Origin of the sequence: Luteolibacter flavescens, assembly GCF_025950085.1 — a bacterium.
GTDB lineage: Bacteria > Verrucomicrobiota > Verrucomicrobiia > Verrucomicrobiales > Akkermansiaceae > Haloferula > Haloferula flavescens.
Window position 1 is genome coordinate 373,239 of record NZ_JAPDDS010000002.1, and the last position, 19,555, is coordinate 392,793.

The 19,555-nt window shown below is 64.9% G+C and carries 14 protein-coding genes; 6 read left to right on the plus strand and 8 right to left on the minus strand.

Annotated elements, in window-relative coordinates; translation table 11 throughout:
* Nucleotides 1–302 precede the first annotated feature (302 nt).
* The gene (locus OKA04_RS05075) at nucleotides 303–869 is read right to left on the minus strand and encodes a ribonuclease H-like domain-containing protein (RefSeq protein WP_264500049.1); all 567 of its coding nucleotides are present in this window, start codon (nucleotides 867–869) and stop codon (nucleotides 303–305) included.
* A gap of 634 nt (nucleotides 870–1,503) precedes the next feature.
* Entirely contained in the window at nucleotides 1,504–1,887 is a 384-nt protein-coding gene (locus OKA04_RS05080) for a hypothetical protein (protein WP_264500050.1), read from the minus strand.
* A 314-nt stretch (nucleotides 1,888–2,201) separates the two neighbouring features.
* Here OKA04_RS05080 and OKA04_RS05085 point away from each other — a divergent pair, with 314 nt between their 5' ends.
* Both OKA04_RS05085 and OKA04_RS05090 read left to right on the plus strand, forming a co-directional pair.
* A complete protein-coding gene (locus OKA04_RS05085) occupies nucleotides 2,202–3,179 on the plus strand; it encodes an amidohydrolase family protein (RefSeq protein WP_264500051.1) in 978 nt (325 codons plus the stop codon).
* A gap of 141 nt (nucleotides 3,180–3,320) precedes the next feature.
* Nucleotides 3,321–3,728: a type II secretion system protein gene (locus tag OKA04_RS05090; protein ID WP_264500052.1), complete on the plus strand. Its 408-nt coding sequence runs from the start codon at nucleotides 3,321–3,323 to the stop codon at nucleotides 3,726–3,728.
* A gap of 402 nt (nucleotides 3,729–4,130) precedes the next feature.
* On the opposite strand, the gene OKA04_RS05095 is transcribed toward OKA04_RS05090, so the two are convergent.
* On the minus strand, nucleotides 4,131–5,624 hold the full coding sequence (locus OKA04_RS05095; RefSeq protein ID WP_264500053.1) for a DNA recombination protein RmuC: 1,494 nt from the start codon (nucleotides 5,622–5,624) through the stop codon (nucleotides 4,131–4,133).
* 115 nt (nucleotides 5,625–5,739) lie between these two features.
* On the opposite strand from OKA04_RS05095, the gene OKA04_RS05100 reads away from it, so the two are divergent.
* The gene (locus tag OKA04_RS05100) at nucleotides 5,740–6,366 is read left to right on the plus strand and encodes a superoxide dismutase (RefSeq protein WP_264500054.1); all 627 of its coding nucleotides are present in this window, start codon (nucleotides 5,740–5,742) and stop codon (nucleotides 6,364–6,366) included.
* A 135-nt stretch (nucleotides 6,367–6,501) separates the two neighbouring features.
* Here OKA04_RS05100 and OKA04_RS05105 read toward each other — a convergent pair whose 3' ends face one another.
* The 4 genes from OKA04_RS05105 to OKA04_RS05120 form a co-directional block, all read right to left on the minus strand.
* Nucleotides 6,502–7,500 carry a M28 family peptidase gene (locus tag OKA04_RS05105; protein WP_264500055.1) on the minus strand — a complete coding sequence of 333 codons (999 nt, stop codon included), beginning with the start codon at nucleotides 7,498–7,500 and terminating at the stop codon, nucleotides 6,502–6,504.
* Between the two features lie 76 nt (nucleotides 7,501–7,576).
* Nucleotides 7,577–11,287, minus strand: coding sequence for an alpha-L-fucosidase (locus OKA04_RS05110; protein ID WP_264500056.1), 3,711 nt, complete (start codon nucleotides 11,285–11,287; stop codon nucleotides 7,577–7,579).
* A gap of 192 nt (nucleotides 11,288–11,479) precedes the next feature.
* The gene (locus tag OKA04_RS05115; RefSeq protein WP_264500057.1) at nucleotides 11,480–11,920 is read right to left on the minus strand and encodes an Imm10 family immunity protein; all 441 of its coding nucleotides are present in this window, start codon (nucleotides 11,918–11,920) and stop codon (nucleotides 11,480–11,482) included.
* 20 nt (nucleotides 11,921–11,940) lie between these two features.
* Nucleotides 11,941–12,306: an SMI1/KNR4 family protein gene (locus OKA04_RS05120; protein ID WP_264500058.1), complete on the minus strand. Its 366-nt coding sequence runs from the start codon at nucleotides 12,304–12,306 to the stop codon at nucleotides 11,941–11,943.
* Nucleotides 12,307–12,385: 79 nt separating this feature from the next.
* Here OKA04_RS05120 and OKA04_RS05125 point away from each other — a divergent pair, with 79 nt between their 5' ends.
* A complete protein-coding gene (locus OKA04_RS05125) occupies nucleotides 12,386–12,934 on the plus strand; it encodes an EF-hand domain-containing protein (RefSeq protein ID WP_264500059.1) in 549 nt (182 codons plus the stop codon).
* Between the two features lie 65 nt (nucleotides 12,935–12,999).
* Here OKA04_RS05125 and OKA04_RS05130 read toward each other — a convergent pair whose 3' ends face one another.
* Nucleotides 13,000–13,362: an NIPSNAP family protein gene (locus OKA04_RS05130; protein WP_264500060.1), complete on the minus strand. Its 363-nt coding sequence runs from the start codon at nucleotides 13,360–13,362 to the stop codon at nucleotides 13,000–13,002.
* 351 nt (nucleotides 13,363–13,713) lie between these two features.
* On the opposite strand from OKA04_RS05130, the gene OKA04_RS05135 reads away from it, so the two are divergent.
* Both OKA04_RS05135 and OKA04_RS05140 read left to right on the plus strand, forming a co-directional pair.
* Nucleotides 13,714–16,488 carry a bifunctional aconitate hydratase 2/2-methylisocitrate dehydratase gene (locus OKA04_RS05135; protein WP_264500061.1) on the plus strand — a complete coding sequence of 925 codons (2,775 nt, stop codon included), beginning with the start codon at nucleotides 13,714–13,716 and terminating at the stop codon, nucleotides 16,486–16,488.
* 129 nt (nucleotides 16,489–16,617) lie between these two features.
* Complete coding sequence (locus OKA04_RS05140; protein ID WP_264500062.1) at nucleotides 16,618–19,479, plus strand: aconitate hydratase; 2,862 nt, start codon at nucleotides 16,618–16,620, stop codon at nucleotides 19,477–19,479.
* The last annotated feature ends 76 nt before the right edge of the window (nucleotides 19,480–19,555 follow it).

The window sequence follows — 19,555 nt, forward strand, 5'->3', positions numbered from 1 at the left end:
AGATTCCCAGGGTTCTTGGGTCTGGGCTCCGGTCGCCTCGTGCGGTCGGGGCCCTTTTTCCGTCCGCTGCGGGTCCATTCCGTCCTCTGGCGGTCCATATTCCGCCTTGGCACCCCCGGATTCCCGGCCTAGAACCCGCCCGCCATGTATACGACCAAGCAGATCGACGTCACCGTTAAGATCTTCATCGTCCTCCTCATCATCGCGTTCTGCTACGCGACTTGGGGCGTGCTGGGATTGATCGGCATTGTCGGTTGATCGACGGGCCGCGGGCAGGTTTTTGCCCCTGTTTTTCCCGTCGTTCACTTCCAGCCCACGGCCACCTCCTGCAGGTGGCCGCCGCGGTCGTGGTATTTGATGTGGCCGTTCGCGAGCGCGTATTCGTGCACGCATTTGGTCACCTTCACGTCGAAGGCGCAGTATTCCGCGATCTTCATGAGCGGCTCGGTGCTGCCGGTTTTCTTGTATTCCTGCCACCACTTCAGCGCGTCCAGCCCGTCGGCGGACTTGCCGGTGCCGAGCGAGGCGGAGGCTGCGGCATCCAGCTTCATGCGGAAGCCGAGGATCTCCTGCAGGTCCAGCATCATGTCCAGATTCACCGTCTGCGACGGCAGGTCGTAGATCGTGTAGCCCTGGAGCACGGGGTAGTCGAATTCCACGTGATTCCACCCGACGACCAGGTCGGCGCGGACCAGCTCGTCCACCAGCTCGTTGATGTCGTGCTCGCCGTAGATCCGGTAGCCGCCGCGGGCGGTGCTGTAGGTCACGGCCACGGAGACCCCCATCTTGTCCTTGTGGGCGGAGCCCCCCACGTCGCCGAAGCTGCGCTGCGTTTCGAGGTCGAAATAGACGATGTTCTTGCCGGACACGCGCGGAGCCTAGGCGGTGCCCCGCGAGTCCCGCAACCCTTCTGGCGAGGCTTGGCAGGATGAAGGCGGGTGAGGCGGGTGAGGCGGGTGAGGCGGGTGAGGCGGGTGAGGCGGGTGAGGCGGGTGAGGCGGGTGAGGCGGGTGAAGGCGGGTGAAGGCGGGTGAAGGCGGGTGAAGGCGGGTGAAGGCGGGTGAAGGCGGGTGAAGGCGGGTGCGGGCGGGTGCGGGTGCGGGCAGGCGCGCATGTCAGGGCCAAAGGCCCGGCCATCCCTCAGCCCGGGCCATCGGCCCGGGAAGGGGATCACCGTGAAGACGGCGGCCTGAAGGGCCGCGATAGGGATGACGGCCCGCCCCGCGGATGCGGTGAGGAGATTGCCGGATGAGGGGAGGTCGCTTGGCGGGATCTGTTGGTCGGACTTTTTGGGGGAGACGGATCTGTAAATCCCGCGCATGCCGCTCCCGTATCGCGGCCCTACAGGCCGCCTGCTCGGCCGAATCACACACCCGGGCCGATGGCCCGGGCTGAGGGATGGTCGGGCCTTTGGCCCTTTGACCGGCGGTGCCTTGATCGACACCTGCTTATAGTCCAGTCGGTCGGCTCCGACCTCCGGGCCTTTTGATCGCTCCCGACCGGTCAGCCCGCGGTGGGCAGGGGATAGCACGCCATCTCCTTCAGCTCCGGCCAGGTCGGGGCCTGCACTTCCGCGGCGAGCTTCATCATGCCGTCCTTGCCGGTCTGGAGGCACCAGGTGCGGATGCGGGCCTCGATGGCCAGGTAGGGCGCGTCGTATTCCTCGGTGAATTGCACCACGCCGAGAACCGGGTAGCTACCGCCGGGGAATTTCGTCCGCGTCATCGCGAAGATCGCGACCTGCGAATTCTTCGGAATCAGGTCCGCCGCCATCTGCGGCAGTTCCCGCCGGATCACCTCCAGGCAAGGCATGATCGCATCCATATCCCACGCCAGCAGCTCGTAGATCGGCGGCTCAAGCGGGGTGAAATAGAGGTCCACTTCCATGGGAGGGCGCGGTCAGGTTACGAATACGGAGCCGGTCGTCACGACTTTCCCGGTCCTTATTATAACCCCGCCGGAGCGGAATTTGTTGCCGCCGGGCGGGAGGACATCCGCCGCAGCATGTCCGTGTCGGGCGAAATTCCAGCAATTCGTGGGAAAACGGCGGGGAATGCCGAATTGTCTAACAGCTTTCGTTGGTTTCGTGGCAATCCATTGCTCCAGCACCTTCGGATCCGGGGAAACCCCCGGAGTATCGTGCCAGTGCCCCAACTCGTCGCTCGACGATGGGGCTTTCCATGGGCAGATCGTTTCATCTCATGCGCATCGACTGTCACGTACACATGGTCGGCACCGGGACCGGAGGCACGGGATGTTGGTACCGGCCGAAGGGATTCACGAAGATCGGCGAGCCCTTCCTCGTGAAGGCGGTGGGCCTTACCACGCATGACCTGCACGGCCCGGACTTCGACCGCCTGTATGTGGGGAAGCTGTTAGAGTTTATCCGCACGTCATCGCTCGACCGCGCGCTGCTGCTCGCCCACGAGCTGCCGCACTTGGAGGATGGCACGCCCCTGCCCGAGCGATCCTCGCTGTACGTGCCAAATGACTGCGTGCTGACATTGGCAAAGGAGCACCCGGAATTCCTCGCCGGGGTCTCGATCCACCCGGCGCGGAAGGACGCGATGGAGGAGCTGGAGAAGTGCCTCGCCGGCAGTGCCTCGGCGCTGAAGTGCCTGCCGAATGTGCAGGGCATCGACTGGAACGACCGTCGCTACACCGGCTTCCTGGAGCGCATGGCGGAGGCGGGGCTGCCGCTGCTGGCGCACACCGGCAGCGAGCGGACGATGCCGGTGATGGATCACACGCTCGCCTCGCCGCGGGTGCTCACGCGCGCGCTGGAGATCGGCGTCACGTGCATCGCGGCGCACGCGGGCACGGGCATGATGCTGCTGGACCCCGACTACTTCGATGTCTTCGCGGAGATGCTCGCGAGATATCCGAATCTCTACGGGGACAACAGCGCGCTCGCTGGGCTGAGCTTCCGCCTGCGTCCCTCCGCGCTGGGCGCGATGATCTCTGGCCTCATGGACGGCCGCATCCTCCATGGAAGCGATTTGCCGGTGCCGCCCAGCGGCCTGCTCCCGTGGGTCTTTGGCATGATCCGTTGGGAAGACTTCATGGACAGCCGCGCGGTCGCGAATCCGCTGGAGAGGGATGCCGTGCTGAAGGAGATGATGGGCTTCAGCGATCTCTCCTTCACCCGTGCGACCAGTGTGCTGCGCGGGGTGACGTGATGGCCCGGTGGCGCGCTCGTCCGATTTTCCGGCTACCTACGCGATCACGTGATGCACGTGCGGGCGATCTCCGGTATGTTCCGGGAATCCCCCTGTTTTATGAGAACCGCATCCCCCCTGCGGTCCACGTTTGCGAGAGGCATGACCCTGCTGGAACTCACGGTGGTCATTGCTGTACTCCTTGCGTTGACCTCTGTACTGTTCCTCGGAGCACGCGCTTGGAAAAGTGGCGCCGACCGCACCGCCTGCATCATGAATATCCGCAACGTCCAGACGGCCGTGCGGTCCTATCAGAATATCTACGGCTATACGGCCGGTGGCATGCCCTATGCCGAGAATGGCACGCAGGACATCGCGGCCCACCTCCATACGAAAGGCTACATCACCCCCGAACAGTTTGCGGCTATTCAGGGCGATAGTCCATGTGCCGGCGGCGGCCTCTATGAGTGCCTCTATCCGGATACTTTCCCGCCGGTCGGCCAGCTCTACATCGGGTGCTCCCTTGCCTCGACGAAGAAGCACGAGCTGACCCCGGGCGTCGAGTGGTGAGGATGGCGTAGGAAAGCGACGCGTGGAAACGACGGGCACCCGCCTGACGGGAGCAGCGCGGCGTGATTCACGTGGCAAAGGATTTCGCAAGGTGCCGTGCCTTGGCGGCGGACAATGGGTCCGCGGTCGCAAGGGGGGTGACGGCGCATGCATGGAAGCCCGGCAGCAAGTGCCGGACAGGTAGGAGAAGAACATCGGTGGCGTCCCGAGCGGGCGCTTCATGCAGGGAAGCGCATGGCCAAGCACGGCCGGCCTTCGCCTCGGCACACAGGGGACGGTCCGCCAGCATGGCGTACCATCAGCCGCATGGCATGGAGCGTCGCATTCCGGATGCCCGGTCTCGGGGGTCTCCCTGTTCCGGTGCTTCCTCCCGGGCTTCCATGCATTGCATTGCCCGCCCGATCAATCGTCCTCGTTTTCGAGAGCGAGCCTGAGATCTGAGGCGGCGGAGGTCGCCTTTTCCTTCGGGTCCTCGGCGATGGGCCCGGAGGCGACGGCTGGAGCTTGTGCATCCGCCGCCGCGTCGAGTGCGGGCAGGCGTGGTGCCCGCTCGATCGGGGCGAGATCCTGCAGCGTGGCATTTTCCGGGGCGGCTTGCAGGTCCTCGAATTTCCGCGCGGTGATGAGCACGCGGGTTTCGTAGGAAGCCACGGCGGCATTGTAGTGGCCCACCGCATTCTCCAGCGACTTGCCCATCTTGCCGAAGTGCCCGGCCAGCACGGAGAGGCGCTCGTGCATCGTCCGCCCCAGCACGAAGATCTCGCGCGCGTTTTCCGAGAGCGCCTGCTGCCGCCATCCGTAAGCGACCGCGCGCAGCAGTGCGATCAGCGTGGTGGGCGTGGCGAGGATCACTCCTTGGTTCGATCCCTTTTCGATCAGCTCCGGGTCCACCTGTAGCGCGGCGGAGAAGAAGGACTCGCTCGGCAGGAAGAGCACGGTGAACTCCGGTGCGTGCTCGAATTGCGCCGCATAGTTCTTCGAGGAAAGCTGGGCGATGTGCGTGCGCACCTGCCGCGCATGGCGTAGCAGCGCCTCGTCCCGGGCGCGGTCCTCGGTCGCTTCCAGCGCATCGAGGTAGGCGTCCATCGGCGTCTTCGCATCCACCACGATCACCTTTTCCCCCGGCAGGTGGACGACCATGTCCGGCCTCAGGCGCTTGCCCTCGTCGGTCGTGGTGGTGGTCTGCAGGGAGAAGTCGCAGTGCTCCTGCATGCCGGCCATCTCCACCACGCGGCGGAGCTGGATCTCTCCCCACTGGCCGCGGCCGGTCGGCTGGCGCAGCGCCTTCACGAGCTGGGATGTCTCGCGCTGCAGGCCGAGCTGGCCCTCTGCCAGCGTGCGCACCTGCGTCCGGAGCTCGGCGTAGGCACCCTCGCGCGCCTTTTCGATCTCCCCGATGCGTCCCTCGAATTTCCCCAGCGAGTCCGCGACCGGCTTCACCAGGCTCTCGATCGCCATGCGGCGCTTGTCCAGATCGCCCTTTGCTTCCTCGGACTGGGCGCGCAGCGAGGTCTTCGCAAGATGGAGGAAAGTTTCCGCGGACGAGCGCAGGGCGTCCGACGAGAGTGCCTTGAAGGTATCGGAAAGCCGCTGCTCCGCGCGCTCCAGCAGGGCCCGCTTCTCGGCGGCGGACCTTCTTTCGTCGTCCAGCCGGGTCCTCACCTCGGTGAGCTGGGTGCGCAGCATCTGGCCGGCCTTCTCATGCTCCGTGGACTCCGCGGCGGTGGCCACCAGGCGGGCCTCCAGCTCGGTGGTGCGGCGCTCCTCGGCGCGGATGCGCTCCTCGTAGCGGGCCCGCCGCCCGGACAGGGCGAGCAGCGTGATCAGCCAGCCGAGGAATGCTCCGGCGAGGGCAGACAGGATCCACGGCAGGGCGGTTTCGAGTTCGGGAGGCATGGATGGTGGGATTGTTCCTTGCGGCGGGCAAGATGCGCGGCATCGTTCCGTCCGTCGCGCGCCGACCGGGGTACCGGCCGGGCCGCGCGAACGCAAATCAAACCGACCCACCATCATGGCCCACACTCTTCCGCCCCTCGGCTACGCCTTCGACGCCCTCGAGCCCCACATCGATGCGAAGACCATGGAGATCCACCACGGCAAGCACCACAATGCCTACGTGACCAATCTCAACGCCGCTCTCGAGGGCAAGGCCGACCTCGCAGCCAAGAGCGCCGAGGAGCTCATCTCCGACCTCGGCTCGGTGCCGGAGGACATCCGCACCGCCGTGCGCAACAACGGTGGCGGCCACGTGAACCACACCTTCTTCTGGAAGGTCATCGCCCCCGGTGGTGCCACCGCCCCGTCCGGCGACCTCGCCGCTGCCATCGATGCCGCCTTCGGCTCCTTCGACGCCTTCAAGGAAGCCTTCGCGAAGGCAGGTGCCACCCGCTTCGGCTCCGGCTGGGCATGGCTCGTGAAGAAGGAAGACGGCACCCTCGGCGTGACCTCCTCCGCGAACCAGGACAACCCGATCATGGGCCCCGACTTCGGCGGCCTGAAGGGTGCCACCCCCATCCTCGGCCTCGATGTCTGGGAGCACGCCTACTACCTCAACTACCAGAACCGCCGCCCCGACTACATCTCCGCCTTCTGGAGCGTGGTGAACTGGGACGTGGTCGCCGCGAACTTCAAGGGCTGAGACCCTGCAAGGCTGGCCCCGTGAAAGTGGACGCCTGCCTTCATCGACCATTCAAGAACGGCCGTCGGAATCCCCGGCGGCCGTTTTTTCGTGTCCGCTCAGGTCAATCGGCTCATCCCCTTCATCCGCGTCCCGTCACAGACCCGTGGAAAGCAGCTTTGCCGCCACGGCATCGATCGCTTCCCGGCTGTCCAGATCCTCCACCCCTGCCCAGCGGCAGAGCAGCGGGAGAGCGATCCCAAGTGAACGCCGGAAGGTGGATGCCTCGAAGGCCACGGTGTCCGGCATGCCGGTGAAGGCACCCAGCCCGGCTGCATCCGCCCGCTCCAGCACGTCGGCGGAGAGCTGGGTGATGCGCGCCATTTTCTTGTAGTTCAGCCGGTCCGGCGTGTCGCTCGGCCGGTGATAGTGCTGCCAGCGACCGCAGGAAAAGAAGAGATACGGCACGCGGTTTTTGCGGAAGATCCCGTGGTCGCTCATGTCGCCCACGTAGCGGTTCAGAGCGGCGATCAGGCGCAGCTTCGCGGGCAGGGAAGTCGTGCCCAGCAGGTCCGGCAAATCCGGGTGGCTCTCTGCTCCGGTGACGAAGAGCAGGTCCTTCAGGAATGGCACCTGCACGTCGTGGCCGACCAGATCGTAGATCACCGCCAGGTGCACGCCGCGGTCGTCCAGTTCGTCCGTCGCGAAGCGGATGCTGCCCATCGGCGGGCCTTGGAAATACGGCGGCTCTTCCGCGTCAAAGATGGCCACGACCAGGTCGCGCCCGTAGCCGCCCTGCTTCATCGCCGCCTCCGCCAGTGCCAGGCAGATGGCCACCGCCGCGCCATTGTCGTCCGCGCATGGGGCCTCGATCACGCTGTCATAGTGCGCGCCGATCAGCAGCGGGGCCAGCGAGCGATCCCGCCCCGGCACCACGCCGACGAAATTCGTGAAGGCGATCCCTTCCCACTCGTAAGGCAGCGCAAAGGAATCCCCGCGATACGGCACCAGTCCGATCTCCTCCATCCGGCGCGCCACGAAACGCTCGGCCACCGCGTGTCCTTCCGTGCCCACCATCCGCCCCTCCGGCCTGCAGAGCTCATGGACATCCTTTTCCAGAGCTGCGGCGAGGTGGGAAATGTCGGGGAGGCTCATGGGAAGGGGTGCTCCGGGTCGGGCGCGCCATCGATTACTATTCGTCTAGTAGTTCGCCCGGGCATCGGGCCCCGCCTCACTGCTTCACATGCAGGCGGAAGAAGCGCTTGCTGCCTTCCTGTGGCAGGGTGTAGCGGTCGCGGGTGACGCCGTTGCCGAGGTCGGTGGAAGCGGGGAGCGTGGTGCCGAGGTCCTCCCACTCTTCCAGATCCGTCGAGGATTGCAGGACGGCGGATAGGGCGGTGGCACCGGTGCGGCGGAGTGCTTCGAGGACGATGCCGCCTTCTTCCCGCTGGATCCGGACGGGATTCACCGTCGCGGGGCCGAAGGGATCGGAGCCGAAATAGTAGTCCATGAGCAGCGGGCGGCCGTCGCTATTCGGATCGTCGGTCGCGGTCAGGTGCTGGAGGCCGGCTTCCCTCAGGTAGGCTTCGAATCCGGCGGGAAGGATGGTGACTTCAGACGCACCGGCTCGGCCCGATCCGGCGATGTCCGAGAGCGAGGTGAAGCGGAAATAGCGCACCTTCACCGCCTGCGGCAGGGTGACCATCCGCAGGTTCGGGTTGTTGACCATGTTGTCGAAGCGGCCCGCGGACGCCTCGGTCCAGTGCACGCCATCGGTGCTGGTCTCGAAGCGGTAATCCCAGACCACGCCGACACCGCTGTCCGCCGGGTGGTAGCCGAAGCCACCGATCCAGCGCGGCGCGCCCATGTCGATGGCGAGGTGATGGGGATGCGAGGTCGCTCCCCCGGTGGCCGGCGTGAGCCAGGAGGTGTCCGTGTGGTCGTCGATCGCCAGCGCCGCAGCCCCGGAGGGCAGTTCCTCGGCATCGGTGGAAAGCACCTGCCAGCCGGTGGGGACCACGCCGGAGAAGAAGCGGGAGACGGTGTAGCTGGGCTGGCCGTCTTCATAGGCGACAGCCTTGATGGTGCCGCCGAGGGGCAGCGGAACCGGGCTGGAGTACAGCGGGGAGGTAGCGGACGGCTCCGAGCCATCGACCGTGTAGCGGACCACCCGCCCGTCGCTGCCGAGGATGGGCACGCTGCCATCCGGCTGACGACCGGAGATTTCCGGCGGGGAAACCGCAGCGGCGGAAAGGTGGACACCCACCGACGCCAGCGACGGCGAGAGGCGGGAGGAAAGGATGCGGAAGCGCACCGCATCCCCGGTGACGGCGGTGGGCAGCTTCACGATGCGCTTGTGGCCGACGGTGGTGGACACGGCGCGCTCGACCCACTCTCCCGTGCCCGTCCGGGTGTCGATGGCGAATTGCTCGATGCGCTGGCTGCGGGTGGCGATCGCTTCCTGCAGGACGAAGATGTCGAACTCGCGGGTCTCCGGAAAAGTCAGCGTGAACGTCGGGACGGCGTCACCCGTGGCGGGCTCCCACCAGGTATCGAGGTCGCCGTCCAGCGCGAGCGCCGCGGGCTGGCCTTCCGAGGTCGTGCTGGCCGTCGGCACGGCATCGTCCGCCAGATTCACCTCGAAGGTCCGGTTGATGGAGCTCATCGCCTGGTAGAGCGGGGCGATCTGGTTGTCCGGGATCAGGCCGCGTTTGTCCGGAGAGAGATTGAGCAGCAGGTTGGCATTGCGCCCCACGGACTTGAAATAGATGTCCGTCAGCGTGGCGGTGCTGCGGATCGGGTGATTCGGATGCCAGAACCAGCCGCCGAGGATGGGCACGTCCGCCTCGGCGGGGAACCAGTAGGTGTAGGAGCCGGGGACGATCTTCGAGCGGCTGCCGATGTCCACGGTGAAGGGATTCGGCTGCCCGCCACCGAGCTGGGGATCTGCGGAGAACGGCGTGACGCTCCACTCCGTCTCGCGGGCGATGCCGATTTCATTCCCCACCCAGCGGACGTCCGAGCCGCCGACGGCGATATTGATGTCCGGCTGGAGCTTGTAGATCAGGTCGAACCACGCCGGGTAGTTGTAGGTCTGCGAACTGCCGGTGTGGGGGTTGGCACCGTCGAACCAGATCTCCGCGATGGGGCCGTACTCGGTGAGCAGTTCGTAGAGCTGGTTGAGGAAGTAGCGGTTGTAGTCATCCACCGTGTACACGTGCTCGCCGGCTCCGGGCGCGGCGGGGCGGGTGAGGGCGGGATTGCTGCCAAAGGTGGCGGGATTCGTGGGAATGTGGGACGCCACGGCGGCGCTGTTGTTCCCGTAGTAGCCGACCCCGGTCTCGTAGTTCGTGGTGCCGCCCTCGATCTGGTAGAGATCGGCGGGGGAGAGGTAGATGCCGAGGGCGATCCCGGCGTCGGCGCAGGCCTCGCTGACCGCGCGCACGATGTCGCCCTGGCCGCCGAGCCAGGAGGCGGAGGCGAGGTCGTGATTCGTGTAGCGGCTCGGGTAGAGGCAGAAGCCGTCGTGGTGCTTCACCACGAGGATGAGCATCTTCCCGCCTGCCTGCTTGATGACATCCACCCACTGGGTGGCGTCGAAGGCGGTGGGCTGGAAGTCGTCGGGCGACTCGTGTCCGGTGCCCCATTCCACGCCGTTGAAGGTATTCGGGCCGAAGTGGATGAAGTAGGTGGTCTCCATCCGCTGCCACTCGACCTGCTTCGGGCGTGGCAGGGTTTTCGCGGCTTTCTCGATCCGGGTGGCCTCGTCGTCGCCGGGCAGGATCTTGTGGACGAAGTCGTATTGGATCTCAAGCGGCGCGGCGACGGAGCCGCCCGCGAGGTGGACGCGGTCGATGGTGAAGTCCTGGCCTCCGGTGGCGGCGGAAATGGCGAACCGCAGGACCAGCCGCTGGCGGGACTCCGGTGCGGTGAAGGTGAGATTTGTCTGCAGCCACGAGCCCGGCGTGGTCTCCGAGGCAAAGGTGCCGAGCGTGGTGAAGACCTCGCGGGCCACCTCGTCCCAGAGCTGCACGCTCAGGGTGGTGGGGCTCCCGCTTCCGAAGACCGCCCGGTCAAAGCTGACCGAGATCTCCTCGCCCGCCCTCACGGCGACGCCGGTTGCGGAGGTGAGCGTGTCGCCACCGTCGCGATGCAGCGTCACGATCCGCGAGTCGTTGGCGGTATCCGCACCGAAGGGCGAGGTGGTGAGATGGGAGCTCCCGCTGCCGATCCACACGCCGTGCTCAGCAACCCAGCCCTGCGGAGAGCCATTGAGATTCACCTGGCCATTCACGAATCCACCGTTGCCCGCGCCGGCGTGGATGATGGCGGTCGCTCCCGGCGGGACCACCGTGCCGCCGGTCAGGTGGATGCGGTCGATGAAGAAGTCCTTCCCGAGTCCACCGGCTGCGGCGGAGATGGTGAAGCGCAGCGCCAATCGCGCGCGGGCCTGAGCAGCGGTGAAAGTGAGGCTTTCCTGCTCGTAGCCGGACGAGCCGTCCGCGGTGGAAAAGGTGCCCAGCGTGGCAAAGGCCTGGTCCGCGATCGTGTCCCAGAGCTGGACGGTCAGCACCGTATCCGACCCTTCGCCCCAGACGCTCCAGTCGAAGTCCAGCGCGACCGACTCGCCTGCCTGAAGGCTGAATTCCCGGGTGGAGGTGAGGTGGTCGCCCTCATCGTGATGCAGCATCACGAAGCGCGAATCTTCCGCGTCGTCGATGCCGAAGGGTGCGGTCTCGAGGTAGGAGTTTCCGTTTCCGATCCACACGCCGCGCTGAGCCATCCAACCGTCCGGGGAGCCGTTGAACTCGAGCGTGGAACTCACGAAGCCGCCGTTGCCGTGGGTCGAGTCGATGACGACTTCCGCTCGTGTCTCTGTAGTGGAGAGTCCGAGGAGGAGAAGGGCAGCGGGGATGAAGGGGAGAAAGCGGGGGCGAGACATGGCAATTCCGGTGGGGGATCCGGCCGCATCCGGCGGGGACCGGAGAGCGGTGAAATTTTTAAGAAAACGAACTCAACCACGAGATCGTGGAAATGGCTAGGTGTTTGAATTACGGATTTCCTGACAATCTGGTACTGTTGCTCCGCATGGAATCGAAGCCCGAATCACGCCAAGTCTCTTCGCGGCTGCGGCTTACGAACCACGAGTGTGATCGTGGAAGCAGCCGAATCCGGCGAAACACTGCTCCAAGCCTGCGCGCAAAGTTTCAAAGCTCTCCCCTGAAAAGTCGAAGAGCACCTCGGTGGATGCGAGCCCGTCCATGAACTCCATGCCGCTTTCGTCAAAGTGGATGTGCAGGCGATCGGGAAACAGATGGACGCCGCGGATCCCGGCATAGCCCGAGTGACCTTGGTCATTGCGCTCGACGTGGACGGCATCCATTCCCTGCTCGATGTCTTGCTGGTCAAATTCGTGAGAGCGCTGGAAGGTAAGATAATCGACCGTCTCGAACTTGTGGTCTGCCAAGCCGACGACAAGGAATTCGCCCATGTCTTCCACGTGGAAACAGGTGGCCTTGAAACTGCGGTTCATTGGCAATTGTTCTTTCCTGCATCCCATCGTGGCGACGTCCACGCCACCCCGGGTCACTCTTCTTACGACATCGGTTCGGTCTCGTTCAGGAATGCAGAGAACGACGGGAACTTCTCCCGGATCTGATAGCGTTCCGAGTATTGAATCTCGCCAAAATCCTTCTCCGAGACCTTCAGGTAAAGGTAACCTCCCATGATGTCGTGGCCGATGTGCAGGAGCGATTCCGCCGGGATGCCGATCCGATTTTTTTCGTCATTTTCAAGGATATCCTCAACCGTCAGAAGGTAGTTGATGACCCCGGAACGGGGCGGGAGGAAGGCTAGGGCGGAATCCAACAGGCGCTGATGATTTGCGACCAGGAACTCCCGGTAGTCTTCGGGCAGGCGAAATCCCAAGCGCGACTCAAGTTCCAGACCCCGTTCTTCCATGAGTCTCGCTACCCCTTGCGAGTTAACTGGTAAAGGCGGAAGCTTGCAGGGATCGCCCCTATCCCTAACTCTCCGGCTCATGCGCTTCGCATTCCTCCCCTTTCTCTGTGCCTTCATCGCCGCGCCTGCCGTTCAGGCCCAGTCGGCTCCGAAGCCGAACCGGGCGACAAAGGCCCACATCCGCGCCTTCGAGCGGTTGGATCTGGACAATGACGAGTCCCTGAGCCCGGCGGAGCTGCTGAAGGCCACCGCCTCCGTCAAAGGCAGCTTCACCGCGACGAATGCGGTCGTTCACGCATGGTTCGACCTTGATGAAAACGGCGGCATCGACCTCGGCGAGTGGCTGGATGGCCGGACGGGCAACGGCAATTCCGAAGAGCCCAGCCTTTCGGGTGACGCCGCGGTGGAATTGGACAAAAACGGGAACGAGAAGGTGTCCCGCACCGAATTTTCAAGGGTCATCAACCGCTACGTCCCGGCCAAGATCACCCGCACGTGGTTTGCCGCGCAGTTCCCGGGCGGGCAGGTGACGGGATCGACCTCCGTCTGGAATAACATCTGGGACTGGAACTTCACGGTCGTCGGCTGGGATACGGTTGCGCCGGTCGGCCCTGTGGCAGGTGACTGAATGAAAAAGGGCCGCCGCGTGATCGCGGCAGCCCTTTTGGAAAAGACGCTCTGTCCGGCGGCGGCTCAGCGCTCGATGCCGGCCTTCAGGACGAAAAACCCGGGGTTCAGGTGGGCGAGCGGGCCGCGGAGCTTGTCGATTTCCTCGGCGGGGCCGTGGAATTCGAGGCGGAGCAGGTCGGAGATCGTCAGCATGCGGCCGAGCACTTCGCCGATGTTTTCGAGGTGGGTGAGCACGCCCTCGCCGCCGACATAGCCTTCGCGGCAGAAGACCTCGTCACCGTTGACGGTGAATTCGTAGAAGAGGCGCGCCGTCTCGGTGCGGGTCTTTTCGATGAAGTCGGCCATGATGGCCTCGGACTCCTCCTGCTTGCCGGGGTGGAGTTTGAAATACGGGTGGATGGTGACTAGGTTCGCGGGCAGGCTCATACGTTGGGTCGCACTCTTGCGAAATCGTCCGCGGCGGCAAGCTCGATTCCGGGAGGGAATTCCGGACCGGAATCGTTTGAAATAGGGCGCTCTGGCGCGTTTCTCCATGAGCGTCCGCGACCTCCGCAGGGGCGGCCCCGGCGGTCACCGGCGGCGGATTTTTCGCCTCCCCGGCCAGCCTTGATCCTCTTCGGGGAAGCTTTTTGACATTTCGGCCCCCCCATCTAACCTCCGCGCCGCGAGCGCGAGGTATGCTTTCGCCGTGAAGCCTCGTTCCCCGCCTTCTGTCATTTGACGCCCCGGCGCCGCTTGACCTCCCCGTGAATTCCCATCGATCGATTTTTAAAGAACATGCACCTTTATCAGGACTACTTGGCGGAAATTGAGGAACGCAAAGCCGCGGGCTTGCATCCCAAGCCCATCGATGGCGCCGAACTGACGGCCGAGATCATCGCCCAGATCAAGGACCTCTCCAATCCCCACCGGAAGGAGTCCCTCGATTTCCTGATCTACAACACGCTCCCCGGCACCACGAGTGCGGCGGGCGAGAAGGCCCGCTTCCTCGAGGAGATCATCCTCGGCCAATCGGTCGTGGAGGAGATCACCCCTGCCTTCGCCTTCGAGCTGCTGTCCCACATGAAGGGCGGCGCCTCCATCCAGACGCTGCTGAATCTCGCGCTCGGCGAGGATGCTGACATCGCCCGGCAAGCCGCCGATGTGCTCAAGACGCAGGTCTTCCTCTACGATGCGGATACCGCGCGCCTCGAGGCCGCCTACAAGGCAGGTAGCCCGGTGGCGAAGGACATCCTCGAGAGCTACGCTGCCGCCGAGTTCTTCACGAAGCTCCCGGAGCCTCCCGAGGAAGTGCAGGTCGTGACCTACATCGCGGCCGAGGGCGACATCTCCACCGACCTCCTTTCCCCGGGCAACCAGGCCCACTCCCGCTCCGACCGCGAGCTGCACGGCAAGTGCATGATCAGCGCCGAGGGCCAGGAGACGATCAAGGCGCTGCAGAAGCTTCATCCTGACAAGAGCGTCATGATGATCGCTGAAAAGGGCACCATGGGCGTGGGCTCCTCCCGCATGTCCGGCGTGAACAACGTCGCGCTCTGGACTGGCAAGCAGGCGAGCAAGTACGTGCCATTCGTCAATATCTTCCCGATCGTGGCGGGTACGAACGGCATCTCGCCCATCTTCCTCACCACCGTCAGCGTCACCGGCGGCATCGGCCTCGACCTCAAGAACTGGGTCAAGAAGACCGACGCCGAGGGCAAGGTGGTCAAGGACGCCAATGGCGATCCCGTCCTGGAGCAGGCCTACTCGGTCGAGACCGGCACGCTTCTCACCATCAATACGAAGGAGAAGAAGCTCTACGGCGACGGCAAGGTGCTGGCGGATGTTTCCTCCGCCTTCACCCCGCAGAAGCTCGAGTTCATCAAGGCGGGCGGATCCTACGCCATCGTCTTCGGCAAGAAGCTCCAGACCTTCGCGGCCCAGACGCTGGGCATCGAGGCACCGGTCGTCTTCGCCCCGTCGAAGGAAGTCTCGCACGAGGGACAGGGCCTCACGGCCGTCGAGAAGATATTCAACCGCAACGCCGTCGGCAGCACTCCCGGCCTGACGCTTCACGCCGGATCCGACGTCCGCGTGAAGGTGAATATCGTGGGCTCGCAGGACACCACCGGCCTGATGACCTCACAGGAGCTGGAGGCGATGGCCGCCACCGTGATCTCGCCCACCGTCGATGCCGCCTACCAGTCCGGCTGCCACACCGCCTCCGTATGGGACAAGAAGGCCCAGGCCAATATCCCGCGCCTGATGTCCTTCATGCAGCGCTTCGGCCTCATCACCGCGCGCGATCCGAAGGACGGCTACCACGCCATGACCGACGTGATCCACAAGGTGCTGAACGACCTCACCGTGGACGATTGGGACATCATCATCGGCGGTGACTCCCACACCCGCATGTCGAAGGGCGTCGCCTTTGGCGCGGACTCCGGCACCGTGGCGCTGGCCCTGGCCACCGGCGAGGCGACCATGCCCATTCCGCAGTCCGTGAAGGTGACCTTCACGGGCACGATGAAGCCTTACATGGACTTCCGCGACGTGGTCCACGCCACCCAGTCGCAGATGCTGAAGAAATTCGGCGAGAACGTCTTCCAGGGCCGCGTGATCGAGGTCCACATCGGCACGCTGCCCGCGGACCAGGCGTTCACCTTCACCGACTGGACCGCCGAGATGAAGGCGAAGGCCTCCATCTGCATCTCGCAGCCCGAGACCCTCATCGAGTCGCTGGAGATCGCGAAGGACCGCATCCGCATCATGATCGACAAGGGAATGGACAACGACGTCCACGTCCTCCAGGGGCTGATCGACAAGGCCGACAAGCGCATCGCCGAGATCCGCTCCGGCGAGAAGCCGCCGCTCGCGCCCGATGCGAATGCGAAGTACCACGCCGAGATGGTCGTGGACCTCGACATCATCGACGAGCCGATGATCGCCGACCCGGACGTGAACAACGAGGATGTCTCGAAGCGCTACACCCACGACGTGATCCGCGGGCTTTCCTACTATGCAGGTAGTAAGTCGGTGGACCTCGGTTTCGTCGGCTCCTGCATGGTCCACAAGGGCGACCTCAAGATCGTCGCAAAGATGCTCAAGAACCTCGAGCAGGGCCAGGGCAAGGTGGAGTTCAACGCGCCGCTGGTGGTCGCCGCACCGACCTACAACATCATCGACGAGCTCAAGGCCGAGGGCGACTGGGACATCCTCCAGAAGTACTCCGGCTTCGAATTCGACGACAACGCACCGAAGACCGCCGCCCGCACCGAGTACCAGAACATGATGTATCTCGAGCGTCCCGGCTGTAACCTCTGCATGGGCAACCAGGAGAAGGCCGAGAAGGGTGACACGGTCATGGCTACTTCCACCCGCCTCTTCCAGGGCCGCGTGGTCGAGGACACCGAGCGGAAGAAGGGCGAGTCCCTGCTTTCCTCCACCCCCGTCGTCGTCCTGTCCGCCATCCTCGGCCGCACGCCGAGCCTGGAGGAATACAAGACCGCCGTGGAAGGCATCGACCTCACCACCTTCGCCCCGCCGGTGAAGGAGCTGGTGGCTGCCTCCTGAGGCGACGGATCGCGGGACCTGAGCCCGCCCCATTTCACCGGCTCCCGGGTCTTCGCGGCCCGGGAGCCGTTTCGCGTCGGCCGGGAAGCCTCTGGAAGTTTCAGGGCGCTGTTGTATAGGTAGCATCCTATGGACACGCTTCGCACCTTCAAAACCGGCTCCGGCGCCGACGGGAAATTCCATTCCCTGCCCGCGCTGGCCGAGCAGGGGTTCCCGGACCTCTGCAGGCTGCCGGTGTCCATCCGCATCGTGCTGGAGTCCGTGCTGCGCTGCGTGGACGGGCGGAAGGTGACGGAGAAGGACGTGGAAAACCTGGCGCGCTACGATGCGAAGTCGCCGGGCGAATACGAGATCCCCTTCACCGTCGCCCGCATCGTGCTGCAGGACTTCACCGGGGTGCCGTTGCTCGTGGACGTGGCCGCCATGCGCGATGCCGCCGTGAAGCGCGGCGCTGCCCCGGAGAAGATCGAGCCGCTGGTGCCCGTGGACCTCGTGGTGGACCACTCCGTGCAGGTGGACTTCGCCGGATCCCAGCTCTCGCTCGACCGGAACATGGCGATCGAGTTCATCCGGAATCGCGAGCGCTACGAATTCCTCAAGTGGGGCCAGCAGGCTTTCGAGACCTTTTCCGTGGTGCCGCCGGGCATCGGCATCGTCCACCAGGTGAATCTCGAATACCTCGCGAAGGGCGTGCTTTCGAAGGATGGTGTCTATTACCCCGACACTCTCGTCGGCACCGACTCGCACACCACGATGATCAATGCGCTGGGCGTGGTCGGCTGGGGCGTCGGCGGCATCGAGGCCGAGGCGGGCATGCTTGGCCAGCCGGTCACCTTCCTCGTCCCGGAAGTCGTCGGCGTTTATCTAACAGGTGAGCTGAGGGAGGGCGTGACGGCCACCGACCTCACGCTGCGCATCACCCAGATGCTGCGGAAGCACGGGGTGGTCGGCAAGTTCGTCGAGTTCTTCGGCCCCGGGGCGAAGGCGCTCAGCCTGCCCGACCGCGGCACCATCGCGAACATGGCGCCCGAGTATGGCGCGACCATGGGCTTCTTCCCCGTCGATGAGGAAACCATCGCCTACATGCGCGGCACCGGCCGCTCGGAGGAGCTGTGCATCACCGTGGAGAATTACTACAAGGCGCAGGGACTCTTCGGCATCCCGGACAAGGGCGACTGCGAATACACCGACCTGCTGGAGCTGGACCTCGCGACCATCGTCCCGTCCGTCGCCGGGCCGAAGCGCCCGCAGGACCGCATCGATCTCGCCGCGCTGCGCGAGACCTTTGACTCGCTCTTCACCGCTCCCGTCTCCGCCGGTGGCTTCGGCCTGGATGCCGCTCAGCGTGGCACCCGCGTGAAGCTGAGCATGCGCGAGAAGGCGGGCGTCTCCATCGACTCGCTGCTTTCCACTGACAGCGGGCACGGCGGTTTCGAGGGCGCGCCGCGCAACGAGGTGGAGATGATCGCGAATCGCCCGACGCCTGACCAACCGGACGCGGATCTTTTCCCGGACGGCCCCGTGGACCTGGAGATCGGCCACGGCTCCATCCTCATCGCCGCCATCACCTCCTGCACGAATACGAGCAACCCGAGCGTGATGATCGCCGCAGGCCTCATCGCGAAGAAGGCGAATGCGCTCGGCCTGACCGTCGCGCCGTATGTGAAGACATCGCTGGCTCCCGGCTCGCGGGTCGTCACCGATTACTTCGAGGCGACCGGCTTGCAGAAGGAGCTCGACCAGCTTGGCTTCCAGACCGTCGGCTACGGCTGCACCACCTGCATCGGGAATTCCGGCCCGCTGCATCCAGCCATCGAGGGAGCGATCGCCGAGGGGAATCTCGTCTGTGCATCGGTGCTGTCCGGCAACCGCAATTTCGAGGCGCGCGTGCACGGCTCGATCAAGTCGAACTTCCTGATGAGCCCGCCGCTCGTCGTCGCCTACGCGCTCGCCGGCCGGGTGGATCTCGACCTGACCACCGAGCCGCTCGGCAATGACCGCGATGGGAATCCCGTCTTCCTGAAGGACCTCTGGCCGCATCAGGACGAGGTGAAGGAACAGCTCGCCACCGCGCTGAAGCCAGCCGTTTACCAGAAGCTCTACGGCGACCTCGACTCGGCGAATCCGAAGTGGGGCGAGATTTCCGGCAGCACCGGTGCGACCTACGATTGGGACGAGAAGTCCACCTACATCCAGAGTCCGCCTTTCTTCGACGGTGGTGCCACGGTGGTGGGCGACATCCTGAATGCGCGCGCGCTCGGCATCTTCGGCGACTCCGTCACCACGGACCACATCTCGCCCGCAGGCTCCATCAAGGCGACCTCGCCCGCCGGGAAGTATTTGTTAGAGAACGGTGTCGAGAAGGCCGAGTTCAATTCGTACGGAGCACGCCGTGGCAATGACCGCGTGATGACCCGCGGCACCTTTGCCAATGTCCGCATCAAGAACCTCATGTGCCCCGGCATCGAGGGCGGCTACACGCAGTACTTCGGCGAGGCCGAGGTTGCCGCACCCGACCAAGCGATCGAGGCCTACGAGGGCGCGAAGCCGACCTTCATCTACGATGCCTCCATGGCCTATCAGGCCGACGGCACGAAGCTGATCATCATCGGCGGCGAGGACTACGGCATGGGTAGTAGCCGCGACTGGGCGGCGAAGGGCACCCGCCTGCTCGGCGTCTCCGCCGTCGTCACGAAGTCCTTCGAGCGCATCCACCGCAGCAATCTCATCGGCATGGGCGTGCTGCCGCTGAACTTCAATCACGCCGACGACTACGACCGCGTGAAAGGACTCACCGGCGCGCGCTTCGACATCACCGGCATCGGAGGCGAGCTGAGACCGATGCAGGACGCGCTGCTCATCTGCCACCTGCCGGATCACTCCCGCGTTGAGTTCCCGCTGAAGGTCCGCCTCGATACCCCGGCCGAGGTCGATTACTACCTCGCCGGCGGCATCCTGCCCTACGTGCTGGATCAGATCTTGGAGTCCTGAGGTGGTGGGCATCCGTGGTCACAGGGCCACTCGAGCGATGGCCGCTTCCGGCAGTGAGAGCGGCCGTTTTCATCTG

What these genes read in the sequence shown, in the direction of transcription:
- OKA04_RS05080 (WP_264500050.1), bottom strand. Translation starts at nt 1,887, where the DNA reads ATGGAAGTGGACCTCTATTTCACCCCGCTTGAGCCGCCGATCTACGAG.
- OKA04_RS05085 (WP_264500051.1), top strand. Translation starts at nt 2,202, where the DNA reads ATGCGCATCGACTGTCACGTACACATGGTCGGCACCGGGACCGGAGGC.
- OKA04_RS05090 (WP_264500052.1), top strand. Translation starts at nt 3,321, where the DNA reads ATGACCCTGCTGGAACTCACGGTGGTCATTGCTGTACTCCTTGCGTTG.
- OKA04_RS05095 (WP_264500053.1), bottom strand. Translation starts at nt 5,624, where the DNA reads ATGCCTCCCGAACTCGAAACCGCCCTGCCGTGGATCCTGTCTGCCCTC.
- OKA04_RS05100 (WP_264500054.1), top strand. Translation starts at nt 5,740, where the DNA reads ATGGCCCACACTCTTCCGCCCCTCGGCTACGCCTTCGACGCCCTCGAG.
- OKA04_RS05105 (WP_264500055.1), bottom strand. Translation starts at nt 7,500, where the DNA reads ATGAGCCTCCCCGACATTTCCCACCTCGCCGCAGCTCTGGAAAAGGAT.
- OKA04_RS05110 (WP_264500056.1), bottom strand. Translation starts at nt 11,287, where the DNA reads ATGTCTCGCCCCCGCTTTCTCCCCTTCATCCCCGCTGCCCTTCTCCTC.
- OKA04_RS05120 (WP_264500058.1), bottom strand. Translation starts at nt 12,306, where the DNA reads ATGGAAGAACGGGGTCTGGAACTTGAGTCGCGCTTGGGATTTCGCCTG.
- OKA04_RS05125 (WP_264500059.1), top strand. Translation starts at nt 12,386, where the DNA reads ATGCGCTTCGCATTCCTCCCCTTTCTCTGTGCCTTCATCGCCGCGCCT.
- OKA04_RS05130 (WP_264500060.1), bottom strand. Translation starts at nt 13,362, where the DNA reads ATGAGCCTGCCCGCGAACCTAGTCACCATCCACCCGTATTTCAAACTC.
- OKA04_RS05135 (WP_264500061.1), top strand. Translation starts at nt 13,714, where the DNA reads ATGCACCTTTATCAGGACTACTTGGCGGAAATTGAGGAACGCAAAGCC.
- OKA04_RS05140 (WP_264500062.1), top strand. Translation starts at nt 16,618, where the DNA reads ATGGACACGCTTCGCACCTTCAAAACCGGCTCCGGCGCCGACGGGAAA.